Source organism: Pseudarthrobacter niigatensis, assembly GCF_030812615.1.
Classification (GTDB): Bacteria; Actinomycetota; Actinomycetes; order Actinomycetales; family Micrococcaceae; genus Arthrobacter; species Arthrobacter niigatensis.
Genome location: NZ_JAUSTB010000003.1, coordinates 228,171 through 245,598 on the forward strand (window position 1 = coordinate 228,171; position 17,428 = coordinate 245,598).

Sequence of the window (17,428 nt, forward strand, 5' to 3'; positions counted from 1 at the left end):
ACGGAAGGTCTGATGCAGCCAGCGTCAGGCCTTCTGTTGTCTGCGGCTCCGACCAGCACATGGTGCGCGGCCGCACCACCGCCCCGGCGGGCCTCGTCCTGGGGCACGAGATCACCGGCGAAGTCATCGAGACAGGGCCCGACGAATACGTGCTGGTTCCGTACGCCGACTGGAACCTGCTGCGCTTCCCCGACCGGGACCAGGCGCTGGAGAAGATCATGGACCTGACCATGCTCTCCGACATCCTGCCCACCGGTTTCCACGGCGCGGTCACGGCCGGCGTCGACTCCGGCATCGATGCCGTCGGTTTCGAGGCCCGCGGCCATGGCCATGGCGCCCAGGAAGCACCGGCCACGGTGCTTAACTCGCTGATGGACCTCACCACCGCCGGCGGCTCCGTGGGCATCCCGGGCCTCTACGTCACGGGCGACCCGGGAGCCGCGGACGAGGCCGCCAGGAAGGGAAGCCTGTCCCTGTCCCTGGGTACCGGCTGGGCCAAGTCCCTGTCCTTCACCACGGGCCAATGCCCGGTGATGAAGTACAACCGGCAGCTGATGATGGCGATCCTGCATGACCGGATCCAGATCGCCAAGGCCGTCAACGCGAAGGCCATTTCGCTCGACGATGCCCCGCGCGGCTACGCCGAGTTCGATGCCGGCGCCGCCACGAAGTACGTCCTGGACCAACGGCGGCACCCCACTCAACAGGGGTGCCGCCGTTGCCATGCCCGGGGTTAGCTCCGCGGGCACCAAAAAAGGTGGCTGGGCCTGCAGGTCTCAAGCAGGCCCAACCACCTGGTGCGGCTGGGGCAGGTCAGCCGCGGAGGCGTTCCATACCCGGGTCAAAGAGCGGCTCCGCCGAAACAGTGGCCGCCACGCGCCGGCCGAAGTACTCGATCTCCACGGAGTCGCCTTCAGCCACCGACGTGGGCAGCCAGGCATAGGCGAGGGGCTTGCGGACGGTGAAGCCGTACGCCGCGCTCGTGACGTAACCAACGGCTTCCCCGGCCACGTACACCGGTTCCTTGCCCAGCACCACTGACGTGCCGTCGTCGACCGTCAGGCAGCGCAGCGTCTTGGCGGCCGGCTGCTCCTTGCGGACGGCGAGGGCTTCGGCACCCACGAATCCCGTCTTGTCCTTGGCCACGGAGAAGCCCAGGCCGGCCTGGTACGGGTGGTGCTCGGAGGTCATGTCCGTGCCCCAGAGCCGGTAGCCCTTCTCCAGCCGCATGCTGTTGAAGGCGCCGCGGCCCGCCGCGATGATGCCGTGTTCCCGGCCGGCTTCGAACAGCAGGTCCCACAGCTTCAGCCCGTACTCGGCCGTGGTGTAGAGCTCCCAGCCCAGTTCGCCTACGTAGGAGAGCCGCATCGCCGTGACGGGGATGCCGCCCACCGAGATTTCCTTGGTCCGGAAGTACTTCAGGCCGTCGTTGGTCAGGTCGTCCGTGCTGACCTTGCCGATGACCTCGCGGGCCAGGGGGCCCCACAGGCCGATGCAGCAGGTGCTGCCGGTGATGTCCGTGACGTGCGCCCACTGGGAGGGATCGGCCGCCGACTGCCGGCGGGCCTCCACCCGGAGGTAATCGAAGTCCACGTTGCTGTTCACGCCCAGCTGGAACTCTTCCTCCGCGAGCCTGGCCACGGTCACGTCGCTGCGGATGCCGCCGTCGTCCGCCAGCAGGAGGCAGTACGTCACGGCACCCGGCTTCTTGGCGATGTTGCCCGTGCTGAGCCGGTGCAGCAGCGCCTGCGCTCCCGGGCCGGTGACGGAGAGCCGCTTCAGCGGCGTCATGTCGAAAAGTCCGACGGCGGTCCGCGTCTTCCACGCCTCGGCGGCGGAAATGGGGGAGTGGAACATGGCGGACCAGTCGTCGCGCTCCGGAGCCCGCCATTCTTCCGGCAGGTCGGCCAGGAGTCCGCGGTTGGCTTCGAACCAGTGCGGTCGCTCCCAGGCGGCGGACTCCAGGAAGAAGGCGCCGAGCTCCTTCTGGCGGACGTTGAAGGGGCTGACGCGCAGGTCCCGCGGCGATTCGCGGGGCTGAAGCGGGTGCATGACATCGTAGATCTCCACGAAGTTCTGCTGTGAGGTTTCGCTGACGTAGGCGTCGGAGGTCTGGACCTTTTCGAAACGGGTCAGCTCGCAGCCGTGCAGGTCGGTCCGCGGCTGGCCGTCGATGATCAGCTCTGCCATGGCCTTGGCGACTCCGGCCGAGTGCGTGACCCAGACGGCCTCGGCCACGAAGAAGCCCTCGAGGTCCGGTGCTTCGCCCATGAGCGGGCCGCCGTCCGGAGTGAAGGAGAAGATGCCGTTGAAGCCGTCCTGGATTTCGGTGCTGCGCAGTGCCGGCAGCAGGTCCTGGCTGTCCTCCCATGCCGGCAGGAAGTCATCGAGGGTGAAGTCCAGGCGGGAGGGCATCCGGTGGTCGGACATGTCCTCGGCAGAGACCTTCGGCAGCGCGGACATGTCCACGGGCATCGGGCGGTGGGCGTAGCTGCCGATGCCGATGCGGTCGCCCCATTCGCGGTAGTACAGGTCCTTGTCCTGGTAGCGCAGGATGGGCTTGCCAGCACCGTTGGGAAGCTCGTTGACGTTCTCGAGTTCGGCAAGGGGCGTGGTGATGGCGTACTGGTGGGCCAGCGGCAGCAGCGGCACCTCCAGGCCCACCATCTTGCCGAGCTCACGGCCCCAGAACCCTGCGCAGGACACCACGATGTCGGCAGGGATCAGTCCGGCGGAGGTTTCGACGCCGGTGACCTTGCCACCGTCACGGGCGATGCCGGTGACCGTGGTGGAGCCGCGGTAGGTGACGCCCTGTTCGCGCGTGCGCTCAATCAGCAGCTGCACGGCCCGGGCCGCCAGGGCGAGCCCGTCGGTGGGGATGAGCAGGCCGCCAAGGACCTCGCGGCCGCCGGTGAGCTTGCCGGTGTTCAGCAGCGGGTAGATCTTTTCGCATTCGTCGGCGTCGATGATCCGGCTTTCCACACCCCAGGAGGTCATGACGCCCATCTTGCGCTTGAGGTCGGCCAGACGCTCGGGAGTGGTTGCCAGCTCCAGGCCGCCCACCTGGTTGAAGCAGGACTGCCCGTCCTTGCCCAGGGCCAGGAGCTTGTTGACGGTGTACGTGGCGAACTCCGTCATGGTCCGGGACGGATTGTTTTGGAACACGAGTCCGGGGGCGTGCGACGTGGAGCCGCCGGCGAGCTCCAGCGGGCCTTGTTCGACGACGGTGATGTCGTTCCAGCCGCGGCTTGCCAGCTCGTCGGCGAGGTTGGTGCCGACGATGCCGGCTCCGATGATGACGACGCGGGGTGATGCGCTCATGGTTTTTGGTTCTCCTGGTTGGTGCTGGAATCCGCCTGACCGGGTGATGGTATTTGCTTCGCTATGAGCAACGCGCATCACTATATGCAACAGAGTGTCTCAGCTCACAGGGGATGTCAAGGGTTTCCTGCTTTGTTGCGGCAGCCGGCGGCGCTGTGTCGAAAGGCGGCAAAGAGGCCCCCGCCGCTGGTGCGGCGAAGGCCTCTTTGGTGCAGCTCCGGTTATCCGGCGGCGGGTGGCCGTGCGGTCCCGGTGTCAGTGGGAGAAGTCTGCTGAGATCTCGGCGAGGGTGCGCCCCTTCGTCTCAGGCGCGAGCCATTGCGAGAGGACTGCGCCGAGTAATGCGACGGCGGCGGCTACGACCATGGTTGCGCCCATGCCGATGTTGGCGATCGCCCATGGCAGGGCGAAGGTGCCGAGTGCGGCTCCGATCCGGCTGAAGGACGCGGCGAAGCCCATGCCGACGCCGCGCAGGTGGCCGGGGAATACCTCGGCCGGATAGACCTGGGTCATCGTGGTGTAGCCGGCATTGAAGTAGGAGAAGGCGAGAAACAGGACGAGCACGAGGATCGCTGGTGCGTTCCCCCATACTCCGATGACCAGCAGGATGCCCGCGCAGAGCCACTGCCCCGGAACAGTGAGGATTCGGCGGCCGAGCTTGTCAATGAGAAGTACGCTGGTGACAACGCCCGCGACCGCAAGTGCGGACAGGCCGACTCCACCGGCCCAGCCGCCGCCGAAGCCGAATTGGTTGAGTACCTCGTCGGCGAAGGTCGCGATCGCGAAGTACGGAGTGACCGCGCAGAACCAAAAACCTGCGGTGAAGACAGTGGCGCGCCAGTACTGCCTCGAGAACAGCATTCCGAAGGAGGCGTTCTTGATTTTGGTTCCACTCTCCGCGGCTTGGGCCTCCTGGAGCATCCTCAGATCCATCTCTCCGGTGATGCTGTCGTGCATCTGCGGCGATTCGATATATCGGTGTGCGATCTCGAGTGCTTCCTTGTGCCGTCCCTTCGTAATGAGCCAGCTCGGCGATTCGGGGAGGCCCATGCGGGCGAGGAACAGAACGAATGCCAGTATGGTGCTTGTGCCGAGTACCAGGCGCCATGGGGTGCCGGCGTCGTGCAGGAGCGTGCCGATGATGAATGCCATCATGAAACCGACGTACCAGGCGATCAGGGTCAGCCCGAGCAGCCGCCCGCGGAGCTTGGGCGGGGAGAACTCTGACAGCAGTGGCCCACCGATTGAGTACTCGCCGCCGATCGCGACGCCCATCATGAATCGGATGATGGCCAGCTGGATCACGGCGCCGTCTCCAGAAGTTACGAAGAATTGGGCTCCTGAGGCGACCAGGAACAGGCCCATGTCCACGAGGAACATTGGCTTGCGTCCGAACTTGTCAGTAGCCCAGCCAGCCAGCGGGGAGCCGATGAAGATACCAGCCAGCGGGCCTGCAGCGATCATGCCCAGCGATAGTGCGTCGAGCTGGAGATCTGACCGCATGGATCCGGTAACCGGGCCGATGATTCCGAGGATGTAACCGTCGAGGAACATCCCGCCTATGAAGACCGCGACAAGCCGCATCATGAAGCGGCGCTTGAACGTGGAGCTGGTCTCTCTTGATGAGGAGGAGTCGACGGGGACCGTCGTCTTGGTTGGATTGATCATTGAGATTCGTTCCCTTCCGGCTTCAGCGCAAACCGCTGAAGGTGCCAGAGCGCTGTTTCCTGGACCCACGGACATACTTCGGCGTCGTTCCCCGGTTCCGGCGCCCCGCGCTGCTGTGATCGATGGTGCTGCCACCCCTGATAGTCATAGACAGTTTCCTTTGGTGATCTGGCGCTGCCGCGTGGATGCTGGCAACGTTGTGCGGCCGATGCGCGGGCCGAGGCCCGTTTCGAACCGGCCATCATGAATTCGTTCGACTGTTCCCCAAAGTCATCACGGGTGGAGCCGGGGGACGGGAGGAGCGTATCCGGGCAAGCTTCGTTCCGTGATGATCAACAACCTTCGCTGTATGCAACAAAATCGTGCGCTAGCTCACATTCAATGTCAAGAGTGTGACCAGCTAAAGGCAAAGTGTGTAGGCGCTCCTGCCGGGTACTCCGGGGCATGCCAAAAGCCCTGCCCGCGGGGACAGGGTGGCCTCTGCCGTGACGGCACAGGCCGGCTGCGGGGCCCCGTTTTCCGAAAACGGTGCTTCGATGAGGAATACCTCCCCAGGTCTTAGGCCCACCGAAGCACCTTTTACGAAAAACGGGACACCCGTTGCTGACTCTGTGCCGTGCCTAGCCCGCGGCTTCCAGGACCTGGGCCTCCGCGGCTTCGGCCTCCAGCGGCGTGGAGGACGATTGCCGGCGTGCGGCCTCCACGGTGTGCAGGAGCAGCAGTGCCGTGGTCACGGAGCCGACGCCGCCAGGAACGGGGGTGAGCCCCGCTGCGGTCCCGGTGACGCTGGCTTCGTCCACATCACCTACCAGCGAGCCGTCGGCAAGGACGTTCGTGCCGACGTCGACCACGACCGTCCGGGAGGAGACGTGGCTGCCAGTCAGCAGCCCGGCGCGGCCGGCCGCGACCACCACGACATCGGCATCCTTGGTGTAGCGCTCCAGCGGGCCCGATCTGGAGTGGCAGACCGTCACGGCGGCATCGCGGGCCAGCAGGAGGAGGGACAGCGGCTTGCCCACCACGGCGGACCGGCCCACCACCACCACATCCTTCCCCGCGACGGGAACCTGGTAATGGTCCAGGATTTCGACGACGGAGCGGGCGGTCGCGGGAGCAAAAGCCGGCTGGCCGACGGCAAGTCGTCCCAGGCTTAGCGGATTGGCCCCGTCGATGTCCTTTTCCGGGGCGATGAGGCCCACCAGGTGGTGGGTCCGGACTCCTGCCGGCAGCGGGGTCTGCAGGATGATGCCGTGCACGGATGGCTCCGCGCCCAGGTCCCGCAAGGCGCCGGCAAGCACCTGTTCCGTCGCATCATGGCCCAGATCGATGATCCGGCAGCCGACTCCGGCGCGCTCGGCTGCCCGCTCGATGGAGCGGACGTACCAGCGCGTTGACTCATCGGCGGTCGCCAGGACCACCGCCACGACCGGGCGGACGCCGTCCAGGTCAAGGGACCGGACCTGCTCCTTGACTTCCTGTTGGATCAACGCGGCCAAAGGCTTTCCGGAAAGTATTGCAGTACTCAACCCAGAATCCTTTCGCGAACGCGGGCCGAGAGGGCATCTGCCGCCAGGACCACTTTCTCTTCAATGCCGTCCGTCTGCTGGGCAAGCAGCGCGCGTGCCTCCGGATCCTTGACCGCCACGACGTTGATGTCGATGTTGACGCGCGCCGTGGTGGCAGCTGCGCGGGCGGCGTCAGCGGCCGCGGCAACGTCGCTGATGACGTTGGCGTTGGCGACGTCGAAGAGTTCGGTGGCGAGGTCAACGATGCCGCCCGACAGCTCGATGAGCCGGGCAGGGGTTTGGGCCGCCTGGATGAGCGCGGACTGGATTCCGGCCGCCCGGGCGGCCTTGAGTTCATCGGTGCCGGACGGGAGCTTATAGGAGTCGATGACGGCCTGGAAGGCCTCTTCATCTGCTTCAGCCAAGCCCAGCGCCTCGGCGACAAGGTCGTCGGCTGCCTGGGTGATGCGCTGCACCAGCGGTGCGTGCTGTTCGTATTTGGCGCCGGTGGTATAGCGCGCCACCATGCCCACCAGGGCTGCGCCCTGGGCCGCGTGGAGGGCCGCCGCGGCGCCACCACCCGGCGTCGGCTGCTTTGCGGCCAACCGGGTGAGGTAGCTGCTGACTGTCTCTGAACTGATCATGGTGCTAGCCGCGCAGCCGGGACATGGTGGGGTCGTACAGCGGATCCTGGGTCACGGTGGCCACGATCCGGCGCCCGAAGTACTCGATCTCCACTGAATCGCCGATGGATACCTCCGCGGGGAGGTAGGAGTAGGCAATGGGCTTGCGGACGGTGTAGCCGTAGGCGGCGCTGGTGACGTAACCCACCGCCTGGTCCTTATAGAACACCGGTTCCTTGCCCAGCACCAGGCTTCGTCCGTCGTCGACCGTCAGGCAGCGCAGGCGGCGCGCGGAGTTTTCCTCGGTGCGTCCCTCCAGGGCTGCCTTTCCGACGAAGTTCTCCTTGGCCATCTTCACCGCGAAACCGAGGCCAGCCTCGAAGGGGTCATGCTCGGTGGTCATGTCGGTGCCCCAGGAGCGGTAGCCCTTTTCCAGACGGAGCGAACTGAAGGCGGCGCGGCCCGCGGCGATGATGCCGAACGGCTGCCCGGCCTTCCACAGCGCGTCCCAGAGGCGCTGGCCGTTGTCGGCGCTGGTGTACAGCTCCCAGCCCAGTTCGCCGACGTAGGACAGCCGCATGGCGGTGACCGGGACGCCGCCGATAACCACCTGCTTGGACCGGAAGTACTTCAGTCCGTCGTTGGAGAAATCATCGCTGCTGACCGCGCCGACCACCTCACGGGCCAGCGGGCCCCAGAGGCCGATGCAGCAGGTGCCGCCGGTGGTGTCGCGGACCTGGACCCAGTCTTCGGCGCTGCCGCTTGCTGTCTGGTGCCGGGCTGCCCGGTCGAAGTAGGCGGTGTCGATGTTGCCGTTGGCGCCGAGTTGGAAGGTGTCGTCGCTGAGGCGGGCCACGGTGATGTCACTGCGGACCCCGCCCTGCCCATCCAGCAGCAAGGTGTAGGTGACGGCTCCGGGCTTCTTGTCCATTTCCGCGGTGGTCAGTTCCTGCAGCAGCTTCAGGGCGCCGGGTCCGGAGATTTCGAGGCGCTTGAGCGGGGTCATGTCGTACATGGCGACGGCGGTGCGCGTCTTCCATGCCTCGGCCGCGGCAATAGGCGAGCTGAACATGCCGGACCAGGAGTCACGGGCCGGCGGCTGCCAGTCTGCGGGCATCTCCTTGAGGAGCTCGGCGTTGGCCTCGAACCAGTAGGGGCGTTCCCAGCCGCCGCCTTCCAGGAAGTAGCCGCCCAGCTGTTTGTGCCTGGCGTGGAAGGGGCTGACGCGCAGGTTGCGCGGGGAGAGCTTGGGCTGCAGCGGGTGCAGGACGTCGTAGATCTCCACGAAGTTCTGCTGCGAGGTTTCGCTGACGTACTCGGGGGTCAGCTGGACTTCCTCGAAGCGGTGGATGTCGCAGTCGCCCAGGTCGATGGAGGACTTGCCGTCCACCAGGAGCTCGGCCACGGCGCGGGCAATGCCTGCCGAGTGGGTTACCCAGACGGCTTCGGCCACGAAGAAGCCGTCCAGTTCCTTGGACTCGCCCACCAGGGAGCCGCCGTCCGGGGTGAAGGAGAAGATGCCGTTGAAGCCGTCCTCGATCTCGCTTTCGCGCAGTGCGGGCAGGATCTGCTTGGTGGCTTCCCACGCGGGGAGGAAGTCCTCGAGGGTGAAGTCCAGCCGGGAGGGCATGTTGTGCTCGCTGATCTCGTCCGGCTTGAAGCTGCCGAGTTCGTCCAGGTCCACGGGCATCGGCTTGTGGGCGTAGGAGCCGATGCCGTAGCGGTCGCCGTGTTCGCGGTAGTAGAGGTCCTGGTCCTGGTGGCGGAGGATGGGCAGGCGGGCACCGTTGGGCAGCTCGTTCCTGCCCAGCTGGGCAGGAACCGGGGTGGTCTTGACGTACTGGTGCGCCAGCGGCAGCAGGGGTACGGACATGCCGATCAGTTCGCCGACCTTGGCGCCCCAGAATCCGGCGCAGGAGACGACGATATCTGCCGGGATCACGCCGTCGGGCGTCTGGACCCCGGTGACCCGGCGGCCGGACTGCTCGATGGCGGTGACTTCGGTATTGCCGACGTACTTCACGCCGGCCGCCTCGGTGCGCTTGATCAGCAGCTGGACCGCGCGGGCGGCGCTGGCCAGGCCGTCGCTGGGAACGTGGAGGCCACCCAGGATGTCCTCATCGTTGATGAGCGGATAGAGCTCCTTGCATTCCGCCGGGGAAAGTATGGAGCCTTCGATGCCCCATGCCTGCGCGTAGCCGAGCTTGCGCTTCAGGTCAGCGAGGCGGGTTTCGGTGGTGGCAACCTCCAGGCCACCCACCTGGTTGAAGCAGCTGACGCCGTCTTCGGTGAGGGACAGCAGTTTCTCCACGGTGTACTTGGCGAACAGGGCCATGGACTTGGAGGGGTTGGTCTGGAAGACCAGTCCCGGGGCGTGCGAGGTGGAGCCGCCGGGCATGTTGAGGGGTCCCTGGTCCAGGACGGTGATGTTGTTCCAGCCGCGCGTGACGAGTTCATCCGCGAGGTTGGTGCCGACGATGCCGGCTCCGATAATGACAATGCGTGGTGACGATTCCAAGGGAGTCTCTCCTGCTGCTTTACGGGTTATGTCTGCGGGCGGGGGCTGCTTACCGGAACACCACGGTGCTGGTCTGGTCCAGCAGTACGCGGTGCTGGCAGTGCCAGCGGACAGCGCGGGAGAGGGCCAGTGCTTCGGCGTCCTGGCCCACGGTGGACAGCTGCGCCGGGCCGTAGGTGTGGTCCACCCGGATGACTTCCTGCTCGATGATCGGACCCTCGTCCAGGTCGGCGGTGACGTAGTGGGCGGTGGCGCCCACCAGCTTGACGCCGCGGTCGTAGGCCTGGTGGTAGGGGCGTGCGCCCTTGAAGCCCGGGAGGAAGGAGTGGTGGATGTTGATGGCCCGGCCCTCCAGTGCCCGGCAGAGATCGTCGGAGAGAACCTGCATGTAACGGGCCAGGACTACGAGGTCGGCCTCGTACTCATCCACCAGGTCCAGCAGCCGGCGCTCTGCGTCCGCCTTGGTGTCAGGGGTGACGGGGACGTAGATGAAGGGGAGCCCTGCTGCTTCCGCCATGGCACGGTGGGTCTCGTGGTTGGAAACGACCGCAACCAGTTCGCCGCCAAGGCTGCCGCCCCGCCAGCGGAAGATGAGGTCGTTGAGGCAGTGGCCGAACTTGGACACCATGACCAGGACGCGCTTGGCGGTCTGGTCGTGGAAGCTGAACTTCATGTCGAACCGGCTGGCGATGCCCGCGAACTCTTCCTCGAGCATGGCAGGCGTGTAGTTGGGGGAGCCGGAGAACGCGGTGCGCAGGTGGAGTGTCTCGCGCAGGCTGTCGTCGAACTGCTGGTGCTCGTCGATATTGAAGCCGCGCTCGAACAGGAACGTGGTGACGGCCTGCACAATTCCTGCCTGCTCCTTGCAGGACAGGGTCAGCACGAACTTCTGCGGCTGCTCTTCTTTGAGTGCCGGCAGGGTGGTGGTTGCTGGGGCTGTTTCGATGAGGGTCATACCCTGCTCCTTCTAGATATATTCAAAAGCAACGGACTGATATATTAGATTGGGTGCCAGCGTATACTGGTCTACAGGCGAGGTCAATAGGTTTTCTGGTTGGGAAGAAGGGGCTCAGCATGGCATTCGAAGCTTTGGCGGTGGCTGATGCCATGGGGAAGAAGTCCCTGGCTGACGTTGCCTATGAGAGCATCCGCGACTGGCTGCTGACCCTTGAAATTAAGCCCGGAGAGCTGCTGAACGATGAGCTCCTGGCCAAGAATCTGGGTGTCGGCCGGACTCCGGTACGCGAAGCCCTGAAGCGGCTGGAGCTGGACCGGCTGGTGAAGACCTACCCACGCCGTGGCACTTTCGCTACCCGGGTGGACGTGACCGACCTTTCCTTTATTTCGGAGATCCGCGCCCAGCTCGAGCCCCTTGCGGCCGCCCGTGCCGCACGGGTGGCTTCCCCCGCGGTCCGGGACGAGCTGCGTGCCACCCTCGAAAAGGTTGAGGCGTTCGATGTCTCTTCGGCAACCGTGACAGAGACGCTGCAGCTCGATGCCCGGGTGCACCAGGGCATCTACGCCGCCGCCGCCAACCCGCACCTGGAAGACATCCTGATCCGCTATGACAACCTGGCAACGCGCATCTGGTGCATGGTCATTGACCGGCTGCCGGACCTGTCACACCACGTTCATGAACACCTCGATCTGCTCCGCGCCGTCATCGACGGGGATGAGGAGCGGGCCGCGGAGCTTGCCCGGGCCCACGTCAGCGGATTCGAAAGCGCGGTCCGGGAGGCGCTTTTCAAGGCCTAGCGCCTTTCGCCCCGGGTACCTGTTGACAGGGAGTGTGACCTGGACCATACTCGAAATCCAGATTGATATATCAATCAAATATCAGTGATGGATTCGAGCGGCGACGGCGCCGGCGATCGGAGTGGCCAGTGGATTCCCGGACAACCCTTGAAGCCCCACGTGATGCCACCGACCCTGACCTCGAACAGGATGGCCAGGGCGGCGGCACGTCGAAAACGGCTCTCGGCCTCCGGGCCGACTGGGCGCGCCTGCCCGGCCGCAGCGTCCAGGTGTGGCTGCGGGGGGAGCACGTGGCCAGCGGGGTGGTGGACCAGGCTGCGGAGGACGGCTCGGTGCTCTGGATCGCCGCCGAGGGCATCAGCACCCGGCGCATTTTCGACAAGTCCTCCGGCTACCAGATCTGGGTGTGACCCTGGAAAACCAAGGGAAAGCGGCCCGGGTACTAAACTCCTCCGGGCCGCTCCCCTTGGTACGGCAATGGGAACGCTTGTCAGCTAAGCCAACCATCCACCACGCTCTGGTGGGCATCCACCCACTTCTTTGCCGCCGCTTCAGGCGTCATGCCGCCTTGGATATCCGTAGCAACCGAATTCTGGTCCTCGTTGGTCCAGGTGAATGCCTTGGCCAGCTTGGCGGCCGGTGAGCCGCTGTCCGCCAGCTTTTTGGACATGACCTTGTTGAGCTTGTAGGTCGGATAGTCGCACGCAACCTTTTCGGGGTTGGCGTCGCAGCCCTCGGTCCACGCCGGCAGGTTCACTTTCTTCAACGGAACCTCGGAAAGGAACCACTGCGGCTCGTAGAAATAGCCGAGAAGGGGTGTCTTGTTCTGCTGCGCAGTCCGGAATGATTGGATGAGGGCCGCTTCCGATCCGGCGAAGACCACTTTGTAGTCAAGGTTCAGGTTCTTCACCAGCGCCTCGTCATTGGTGACGAAGGCGGGATCGCCGTCAAGGACCTGCCCCTTTCCGCCAGACTCTGAGGTGGTGAACATCGAAGAGTATTTATTGAGGTTCTGCCCGTCGGTGATGTCCGGGTACTTCTCGGCCATCCATGGCGGAACGTACCAGCCGATGTGCCCTTCGTTTCCGGTTGGTCCGGCATCGACGGCCACCTTCTGGTCAGTGATGTACTGCTTCGCCAGGTCGGCGTGCCCCCAGTTTTCGATAATGAGGTCCACTTCCCCGGAGGCGAAGCCCTGCCAGGAGACTTGCTCGTTGAGGTCCTTCTGGACGACGCTGCAGCCGAGCTTGTTTTTCGCCACGTAGCTGTAGACGGCTGCGTCGGCGGTGTAACCCACCCACGCGTTCATTGCGACGTTTACGCTGCCGCAGGGTGTTCCCGTGGCACCGCCTGCCGCAGCGGCCTGGTTTACCGATGCTCCGCCGCAGCCTGCGAGGAACAGGGCTGCGGCGGCAGCTCCGGCCATTGCCGGCAAGGTGCGTTTTATCAGCCTTTCAGCTTTCTTCATGGTGGGTCTCCTTGTTAGGGCATACGGGACTTCTCGCCTGGGAGCAGGCAAGTTTGCAGGGGCATTGGGGCGTGAGCGGGGGTGGAACGCTTACGTGGCGGGCGTGGACGCGGGGATTCTGCGCGTCGGAGCGGCGGCGGCAGCCTGCGTCATCCTGTCCATCATGATTCCGAGGAACACGATGGCCAGGCCGGCGGCAAGGCCCTTGCCGAAGATGGAGCTCTGGACGAAGCCTGCCACGACGTCGTATCCGAGGCCGCCGGCGCCGACCAGGGCTCCTACCACTACCATGGCCAACACGTAGATCAGCCCCTGGTTGGCAGCGAGGGCCAGGGATTGCCTCGCCATGGGCAGCTGCACCTTGGTGATTACCTGCCACGGCGTCGAACCGCTGGCGATCGCCGACTCGACGACAGTCGGTGAGATCGCCGCGATTCCATCGGCGGTGATCTTGATGGCGACCGGGGCGGCGTAGATGATGCCCGCGATGATCGCAGTGAAGCGGGTGGCTCCGAAGAGGCCAAGGAAGGGCACGAGGTAGACGAAGGAGGGCATGGTCTGGCCCGCGTCGAGCAGGGGCCGCATGAGCTGGTCGACGCGGCTGGACCGGCCCATGGCCACGCCAAAGACAATTCCCAAAACCATTACCACGGCGGTGGCAACGAGGGTTCCGGCGAGGGTGACCATGGCGTCGCTCCAGAGTCCGAGGTAGATGATGACTCCCTGGCAGGCAGTGGTTACGGCCGCGAGCTTCCAGCCGCCCAGTGCGTAGGCCACGATGGCGACCACTGCGACGAGGATGAAGAAGGGCGTCTCGGTCAGCAACGACTGGAACGGGTTGAGGATTGTTCCGGTAACACCTTCACGCAGGGATACCGTGAACAGCGACACGTTCGATTGCAGCCAGTGGCTGGCGGTGTTCACGGCCTGGACGATGGCCGGTCCAACATTGAGGTCCTGGGGAAAGGCTGCTGCCCACAGCATGGTCCTGGACAACTGCACCATGACCAGGACCACAGCCAGCGCGATCCCGAGGAGTCCGGCACGGGCCTTGCGGCCCAGGCGGCGTTTGGCGGCTGCGCCGGGTTCCGCGCGGCGGCTGGCTGCTGTGGTCACCCGGTCCAGCACGATGGCCAGCAGGACGATGGAGAGCCCGGCATTGACTGCAGTACCAACGTCCAGGGACTGCAGGGCCCGGACCACCGTCTGGCCAAGGCCCGGAGCGGCGATCAGGGCGGCGATGGTCACCATGGACAGGGCGGCCATGGTCCCCTGGTTGATGCCCATCACGATGGTCCGGCGCGCCATGGGGAGCTGCAATGTCAGCAGCCGTTGCAGGCCCGTGGTGCCGAGCGAGTCGGACGCTTCGCGGGTGTTATCTGGAATGCGGCGGATACCGTGTGCGGTAAGGCGTATGACGGGTGGAGCAGCGTAGATCACCGTGGCGATCACTGCCGATGCCGGTCCGATCAGGAAGACCAGGGCAAGCGGGGCGAGGTAGACGAAGGTGGGCAGCGTCTGCATGAAGTCCAGCACGGGGGTGATGACCCGGGCTACCCTGCCGTAGATGCCGGACAGTACGCCAAGCGGGATGCCCACCAGCAGGGTCAGGAGCACGGACGTCAGAACCAGGGCGAACGTGTACGTGGCTTCCACGAACAGGCCTTGAAATCCGAAGAAGACAAAGACCACAGCCGTCAGCAGGGCTACCCGGACGTTGCCGACAGCCAGTGCGATCCAGGTGAGCAGGCCTACCGTTCCCAGCCAACCGATTTCCGGAAGGCGCAGGCCGGTGGACGTTGCTGCGAAGGTGGTGGTAAACAGGTTCGCCACCGCATCCACGGCGGTCCGAAGCGGCGTGAAAAAGTAAAGGAAGACCGGGTTGTCAGCCCGGTTTGCCGCCACCCAGGCGTTGAATTGGTTCAGCGAGCGGTGCAGGTCCGTCAGTTCCGAGGCTGGCAACGCCAGGGTGGCCGTGCCGTTGAGGAGCAGGAATCCCAGGATCCAGAGTGCGCCGGCGGCCAGCAGGAGGACTGTCCTTCGGCTCGGCCTGCGGCGTGATTCAAGGATGATGGGGGCAGCCGGGACGGTTTTCTGTTTTTCGAGGAGGGCAGACATCAGGCCGCCGCTTCTGCCGGTTGCAGCACGGAAAGAATGCTGTCGCGATCGATCTGTCCGGTAATCCTGCCGCCCTCTTCGACAAGGACCGGGCAGGCGGAGTGCATGACAGCCGGGATGGCGTCGCGGATGATCATCCTGGAGTTGAGCACTGCTGCATCCCTGGGCGTGGTGTCGGCCAGCGGCCGCGTGATCCATTTAAGGGTCAAGACGTCGGCACGGGGGACTTCCGAGACGAAGTCCTCGATGTACTTGTCCGCCGGGGAGCCTACAAGGTCGTCACCGGTGCCACACTGGACAGGCTCTCCGTTGCGCATGATCAGGATCCGGTCTCCGAGTTTCAGCGCTTCGGCGAGGTCGTGGGTCACGAACACCATGGTCTTGCCCATTTCCTTGTGGAGCCGGATGACTTCTGCCTGCATGTCACGCCGGATGAGCGGATCCAAAGCCGAAAAGGGCTCATCGAAAAGGATGGTGTCCGGATCTCCGGCAAGGGCTCGCCCCAGGCCGACGCGCTGCTGCATACCGCCGGACAGTTGGTCCGGGTAGTGCTGTTCGTAGCCTTTGAGCCCAACGAGTTCAATGATTTCCCTGGCCTTGGTGTGGCGTTCGTTCTTCGCCGTTCCGCGTATCTGCAGTCCATACGAGACGTTGTCCAGGACCGTGCGGTGCGGCAGCAGGCCGAAGTGTTGGAAAACCATCGATACTTTCCGCCGCCGGAGCTCCCGAAGTTCAGCCACGCCTGCCCGCAGGACATCGTTGCCGTCCACCAGGACCTGTCCGGACGTCGGCTCGATGAGCCTGGTAAGGCAACGGATCAGGGTGGATTTGCCTGAGCCGGACAATCCCATGACCACGAAGACTTCGCCCTTTGCGACGTCGAAGCTCAGGTTGCGGACCGCGGCTACGCAGCTGGTGCGTTCAAGCAATTCTGCGGAGCCGAGGGTGGCCAGTTCCCGGTTTCCCGGGATCTTCTCTCCCCCTGGTCCGAAGACCTTCCAAAGGTTGCGGACCGATATCGCGGGGCTGTTCATTGCTGTACTCCTGCTTGTGTGGAGGCTGTAATCAATGGCTGGGCCGAAGGCAGAGCTGTGCCAGGTGTTGATGCTTCGCGAATCCGGAGCTGGCACTGGTACCGACGTTGGGGAGGTATTCGGGCCGTGCTTAGGGGGAATCTGTGGCAGGAGAGGCACGGCTCCTGTGTGCCTTACCTGCCATTGGGTGACGCTGGTGGGCGGCATGCCCGGCAAAACGGAGTTCTTCTGCCGAAACTGGTTTCCCAGGAGATGACGCAACGGACTTCGTATTACGCAACAGAGTGATTTATACCACTCATATTGTCAAGGCTTTCCGGATAACGCCGCGATGTTACGGGGCGGCAGATAACAACTGCGCAAGGGTCTTGACACGCCGGCTGTCAGGGCTAAGCATGTTGCATTTAGTGATTCAAGTTGCGCAGGAGGCGCCGCGTGGAGGGTGCTTTCGGTAGGCGTTTGCCGCAATGGAAGGCCCGGGCAACGGCGTGCAGACAGGCAATGACCCCGAGCCTTTTGGGGATTCGGGGCCATTGTGATGGTGAGTCAGGGGTCTTTCAGCGGTGCGTGTACCCCATATTCGCGCTGACTTTGAGGCCAGCATCCTTGAGGGTTTCCAGCAGGCCCGGGATCTTTTCGGGGTCGAAGCGGAACGCCGGCCCGGAGATGCTGACCGAACCGATCACAGTGCCCTGGTGGTTGTAGACGGGTACCGCCACGGCGTTCAGGCCGATTTCGAACTCCTCACGCACCACGGCGTACCCTTTGGCCGCCACGTCGAGCAGCTGGGCGTCCAGTTCCTTCCGGCTGGTGATGGTGCGGGAGGTGCGCGCCGACAGTCCGGTCTCCTTCAGGATGCGCTCGCGCTCGTCCGCCTCCAGCGCCGCAAGCAGGACCTTGCCGCTGGAAGTGGCGTGCAGCGGGGTCAGGCTTCCCACCCAGTCGTAGGTGGCCAGGGTTGAGGGACCCATGGCCTGGTCCACGTTAACGGCGTAGTTGGAGCGCAGGACAGCGAGGTTGACGGTTTCCTTAAACTGCTCGGCCAGGCTTTCCAGGACGGGCCGTGCCTCACGAACCAGGCTCAGGCGGCCGGGAATAGAGCTGGCCAGGCGAAGGATTCCAAAACCGAGCTGGTACTTCCCGCGCTCGCTGTTTTGATGGACCATCTCGCGCGTCACCAGCGAACCCATCAACCGGGACACGGTGGACTTATGGATCCCCATTTCTTCGGCGATTTCGCTCACGCCCGCATGTCCCTCGCGTGCCAGGATCTCCAGGACGGTCAGGGCGCGCTCCACGGACTGGACCCCGCCGGACTGGCCGCCGTCGGCATCGGTATCGGTTTCCGGTTCATTTTTAGGAGCCATACTTCCTGATCCTATGCCGGTTGATGTGATGGGCGTGACATTGCGTCAGGC

12 protein-coding genes and 1 pseudogene are annotated in these 17,428 nt (G+C 64.7%); 3 read left to right on the forward strand and 10 right to left on the reverse strand.

Features of this window, described 5'->3' with window-relative positions; all coding sequences use genetic code 11:
- Positions 1-38: 38 nt before the first annotated feature.
- Positions 39-737: pseudogene (locus J2T23_RS06285) on the forward strand (alcohol dehydrogenase catalytic domain-containing protein); the annotation flags it as partial.
- Positions 738-813: 76 nt separating this feature from the next.
- Here J2T23_RS06285 and J2T23_RS06290 read toward each other — a convergent pair.
- From J2T23_RS06290 to purU, 6 genes are all read right to left on the reverse strand, one after another.
- The gene (locus J2T23_RS06290) at positions 814-3,321 is read right to left on the reverse strand and encodes a GcvT family protein (protein WP_307358141.1); all 2,508 of its coding nucleotides are present in this window, start codon (positions 3,319-3,321) and stop codon (positions 814-816) included.
- A 255-nt stretch (positions 3,322-3,576) separates the two neighbouring features.
- A complete protein-coding gene (locus J2T23_RS06295) occupies positions 3,577-4,989 on the reverse strand; it encodes an MFS transporter (RefSeq protein WP_307358143.1) in 1,413 nt (470 codons plus the stop codon).
- Between the two features lie 620 nt (positions 4,990-5,609).
- Positions 5,610-6,515, reverse strand: a complete 906-nt coding sequence (locus tag J2T23_RS06300) for a bifunctional 5,10-methylenetetrahydrofolate dehydrogenase/5,10-methenyltetrahydrofolate cyclohydrolase (protein WP_307358146.1) — start codon at positions 6,513-6,515, stop codon at positions 5,610-5,612.
- The gene (locus J2T23_RS06305) at positions 6,512-7,138 is read right to left on the reverse strand and encodes a cyclodeaminase/cyclohydrolase family protein (protein ID WP_307358148.1); all 627 of its coding nucleotides are present in this window, start codon (positions 7,136-7,138) and stop codon (positions 6,512-6,514) included. The genes J2T23_RS06300 and J2T23_RS06305 overlap by 4 nt, the downstream gene beginning before the upstream one ends.
- Positions 7,139-7,142: 4 nt before the next feature.
- Positions 7,143-9,635: a GcvT family protein gene (locus tag J2T23_RS06310; RefSeq protein WP_307358150.1), complete on the reverse strand. Its 2,493-nt coding sequence runs from the start codon at positions 9,633-9,635 to the stop codon at positions 7,143-7,145.
- Positions 9,636-9,684: 49 nt separating this feature from the next.
- Positions 9,685-10,590 (reverse strand): formyltetrahydrofolate deformylase, encoded by a 906-nt coding sequence (purU, locus tag J2T23_RS06315; protein WP_141159180.1) that lies wholly within the window; start codon positions 10,588-10,590, stop codon positions 9,685-9,687.
- Positions 10,591-10,709: 119 nt separating this feature from the next.
- On the opposite strand from purU, the gene J2T23_RS06320 reads away from it, so the two are divergent.
- Entirely contained in the window at positions 10,710-11,390 is a 681-nt protein-coding gene (locus tag J2T23_RS06320) for a GntR family transcriptional regulator (RefSeq protein ID WP_141159181.1), read from the forward strand.
- 128 nt (positions 11,391-11,518) lie between these two features.
- Positions 11,519-11,800, forward strand: coding sequence for a hypothetical protein (locus J2T23_RS06325; RefSeq protein WP_141159182.1), 282 nt, complete (start codon positions 11,519-11,521; stop codon positions 11,798-11,800).
- 80 nt (positions 11,801-11,880) lie between these two features.
- Here J2T23_RS06325 and J2T23_RS06330 read toward each other — a convergent pair whose 3' ends face one another.
- From J2T23_RS06330 to J2T23_RS06345, 4 genes are all read right to left on the reverse strand, one after another.
- On the reverse strand, positions 11,881-12,858 hold the full coding sequence (locus tag J2T23_RS06330; RefSeq protein WP_307358154.1) for an ABC transporter substrate-binding protein: 978 nt from the start codon (positions 12,856-12,858) through the stop codon (positions 11,881-11,883).
- A 90-nt stretch (positions 12,859-12,948) separates the two neighbouring features.
- Positions 12,949-14,976 carry an ABC transporter permease gene (locus J2T23_RS06335; protein ID WP_307358155.1) on the reverse strand — a complete coding sequence of 676 codons (2,028 nt, stop codon included), beginning with the start codon at positions 14,974-14,976 and terminating at the stop codon, positions 12,949-12,951.
- The gene (locus J2T23_RS06340; protein WP_307358159.1) at positions 14,976-16,010 is read right to left on the reverse strand and encodes a quaternary amine ABC transporter ATP-binding protein; all 1,035 of its coding nucleotides are present in this window, start codon (positions 16,008-16,010) and stop codon (positions 14,976-14,978) included. The genes J2T23_RS06335 and J2T23_RS06340 overlap by 1 nt, the downstream gene beginning before the upstream one ends.
- A 557-nt stretch (positions 16,011-16,567) precedes the next feature.
- The gene (locus J2T23_RS06345) at positions 16,568-17,377 is read right to left on the reverse strand and encodes an IclR family transcriptional regulator (protein WP_307358161.1); all 810 of its coding nucleotides are present in this window, start codon (positions 17,375-17,377) and stop codon (positions 16,568-16,570) included.
- Between the last annotated feature and the right edge of the window lie 51 nt (positions 17,378-17,428).

Coding starts and splice junctions, on each gene's coding strand:
- J2T23_RS06290 (WP_307358141.1), bottom strand. CDS start 3,321: ATGAGCGCATCACCCCGCGTCGTCATCATCGGAGCCGGCATCGTCGGC.
- J2T23_RS06295 (WP_307358143.1), bottom strand. CDS start 4,989: ATGATCAATCCAACCAAGACGACGGTCCCCGTCGACTCCTCCTCATCA.
- J2T23_RS06305 (WP_307358148.1), bottom strand. CDS start 7,138: ATGATCAGTTCAGAGACAGTCAGCAGCTACCTCACCCGGTTGGCCGCA.
- purU (WP_141159180.1), bottom strand. CDS start 10,590: ATGACCCTCATCGAAACAGCCCCAGCAACCACCACCCTGCCGGCACTC.
- J2T23_RS06320 (WP_141159181.1), top strand. CDS start 10,710: ATGGCATTCGAAGCTTTGGCGGTGGCTGATGCCATGGGGAAGAAGTCC.
- J2T23_RS06330 (WP_307358154.1), bottom strand. CDS start 12,858: ATGAAGAAAGCTGAAAGGCTGATAAAACGCACCTTGCCGGCAATGGCC.
- J2T23_RS06335 (WP_307358155.1), bottom strand. CDS start 14,976: ATGTCTGCCCTCCTCGAAAAACAGAAAACCGTCCCGGCTGCCCCCATC.
- J2T23_RS06340 (WP_307358159.1), bottom strand. CDS start 16,010: ATGAACAGCCCCGCGATATCGGTCCGCAACCTTTGGAAGGTCTTCGGA.
- J2T23_RS06345 (WP_307358161.1), bottom strand. CDS start 17,377: ATGGCTCCTAAAAATGAACCGGAAACCGATACCGATGCCGACGGCGGC.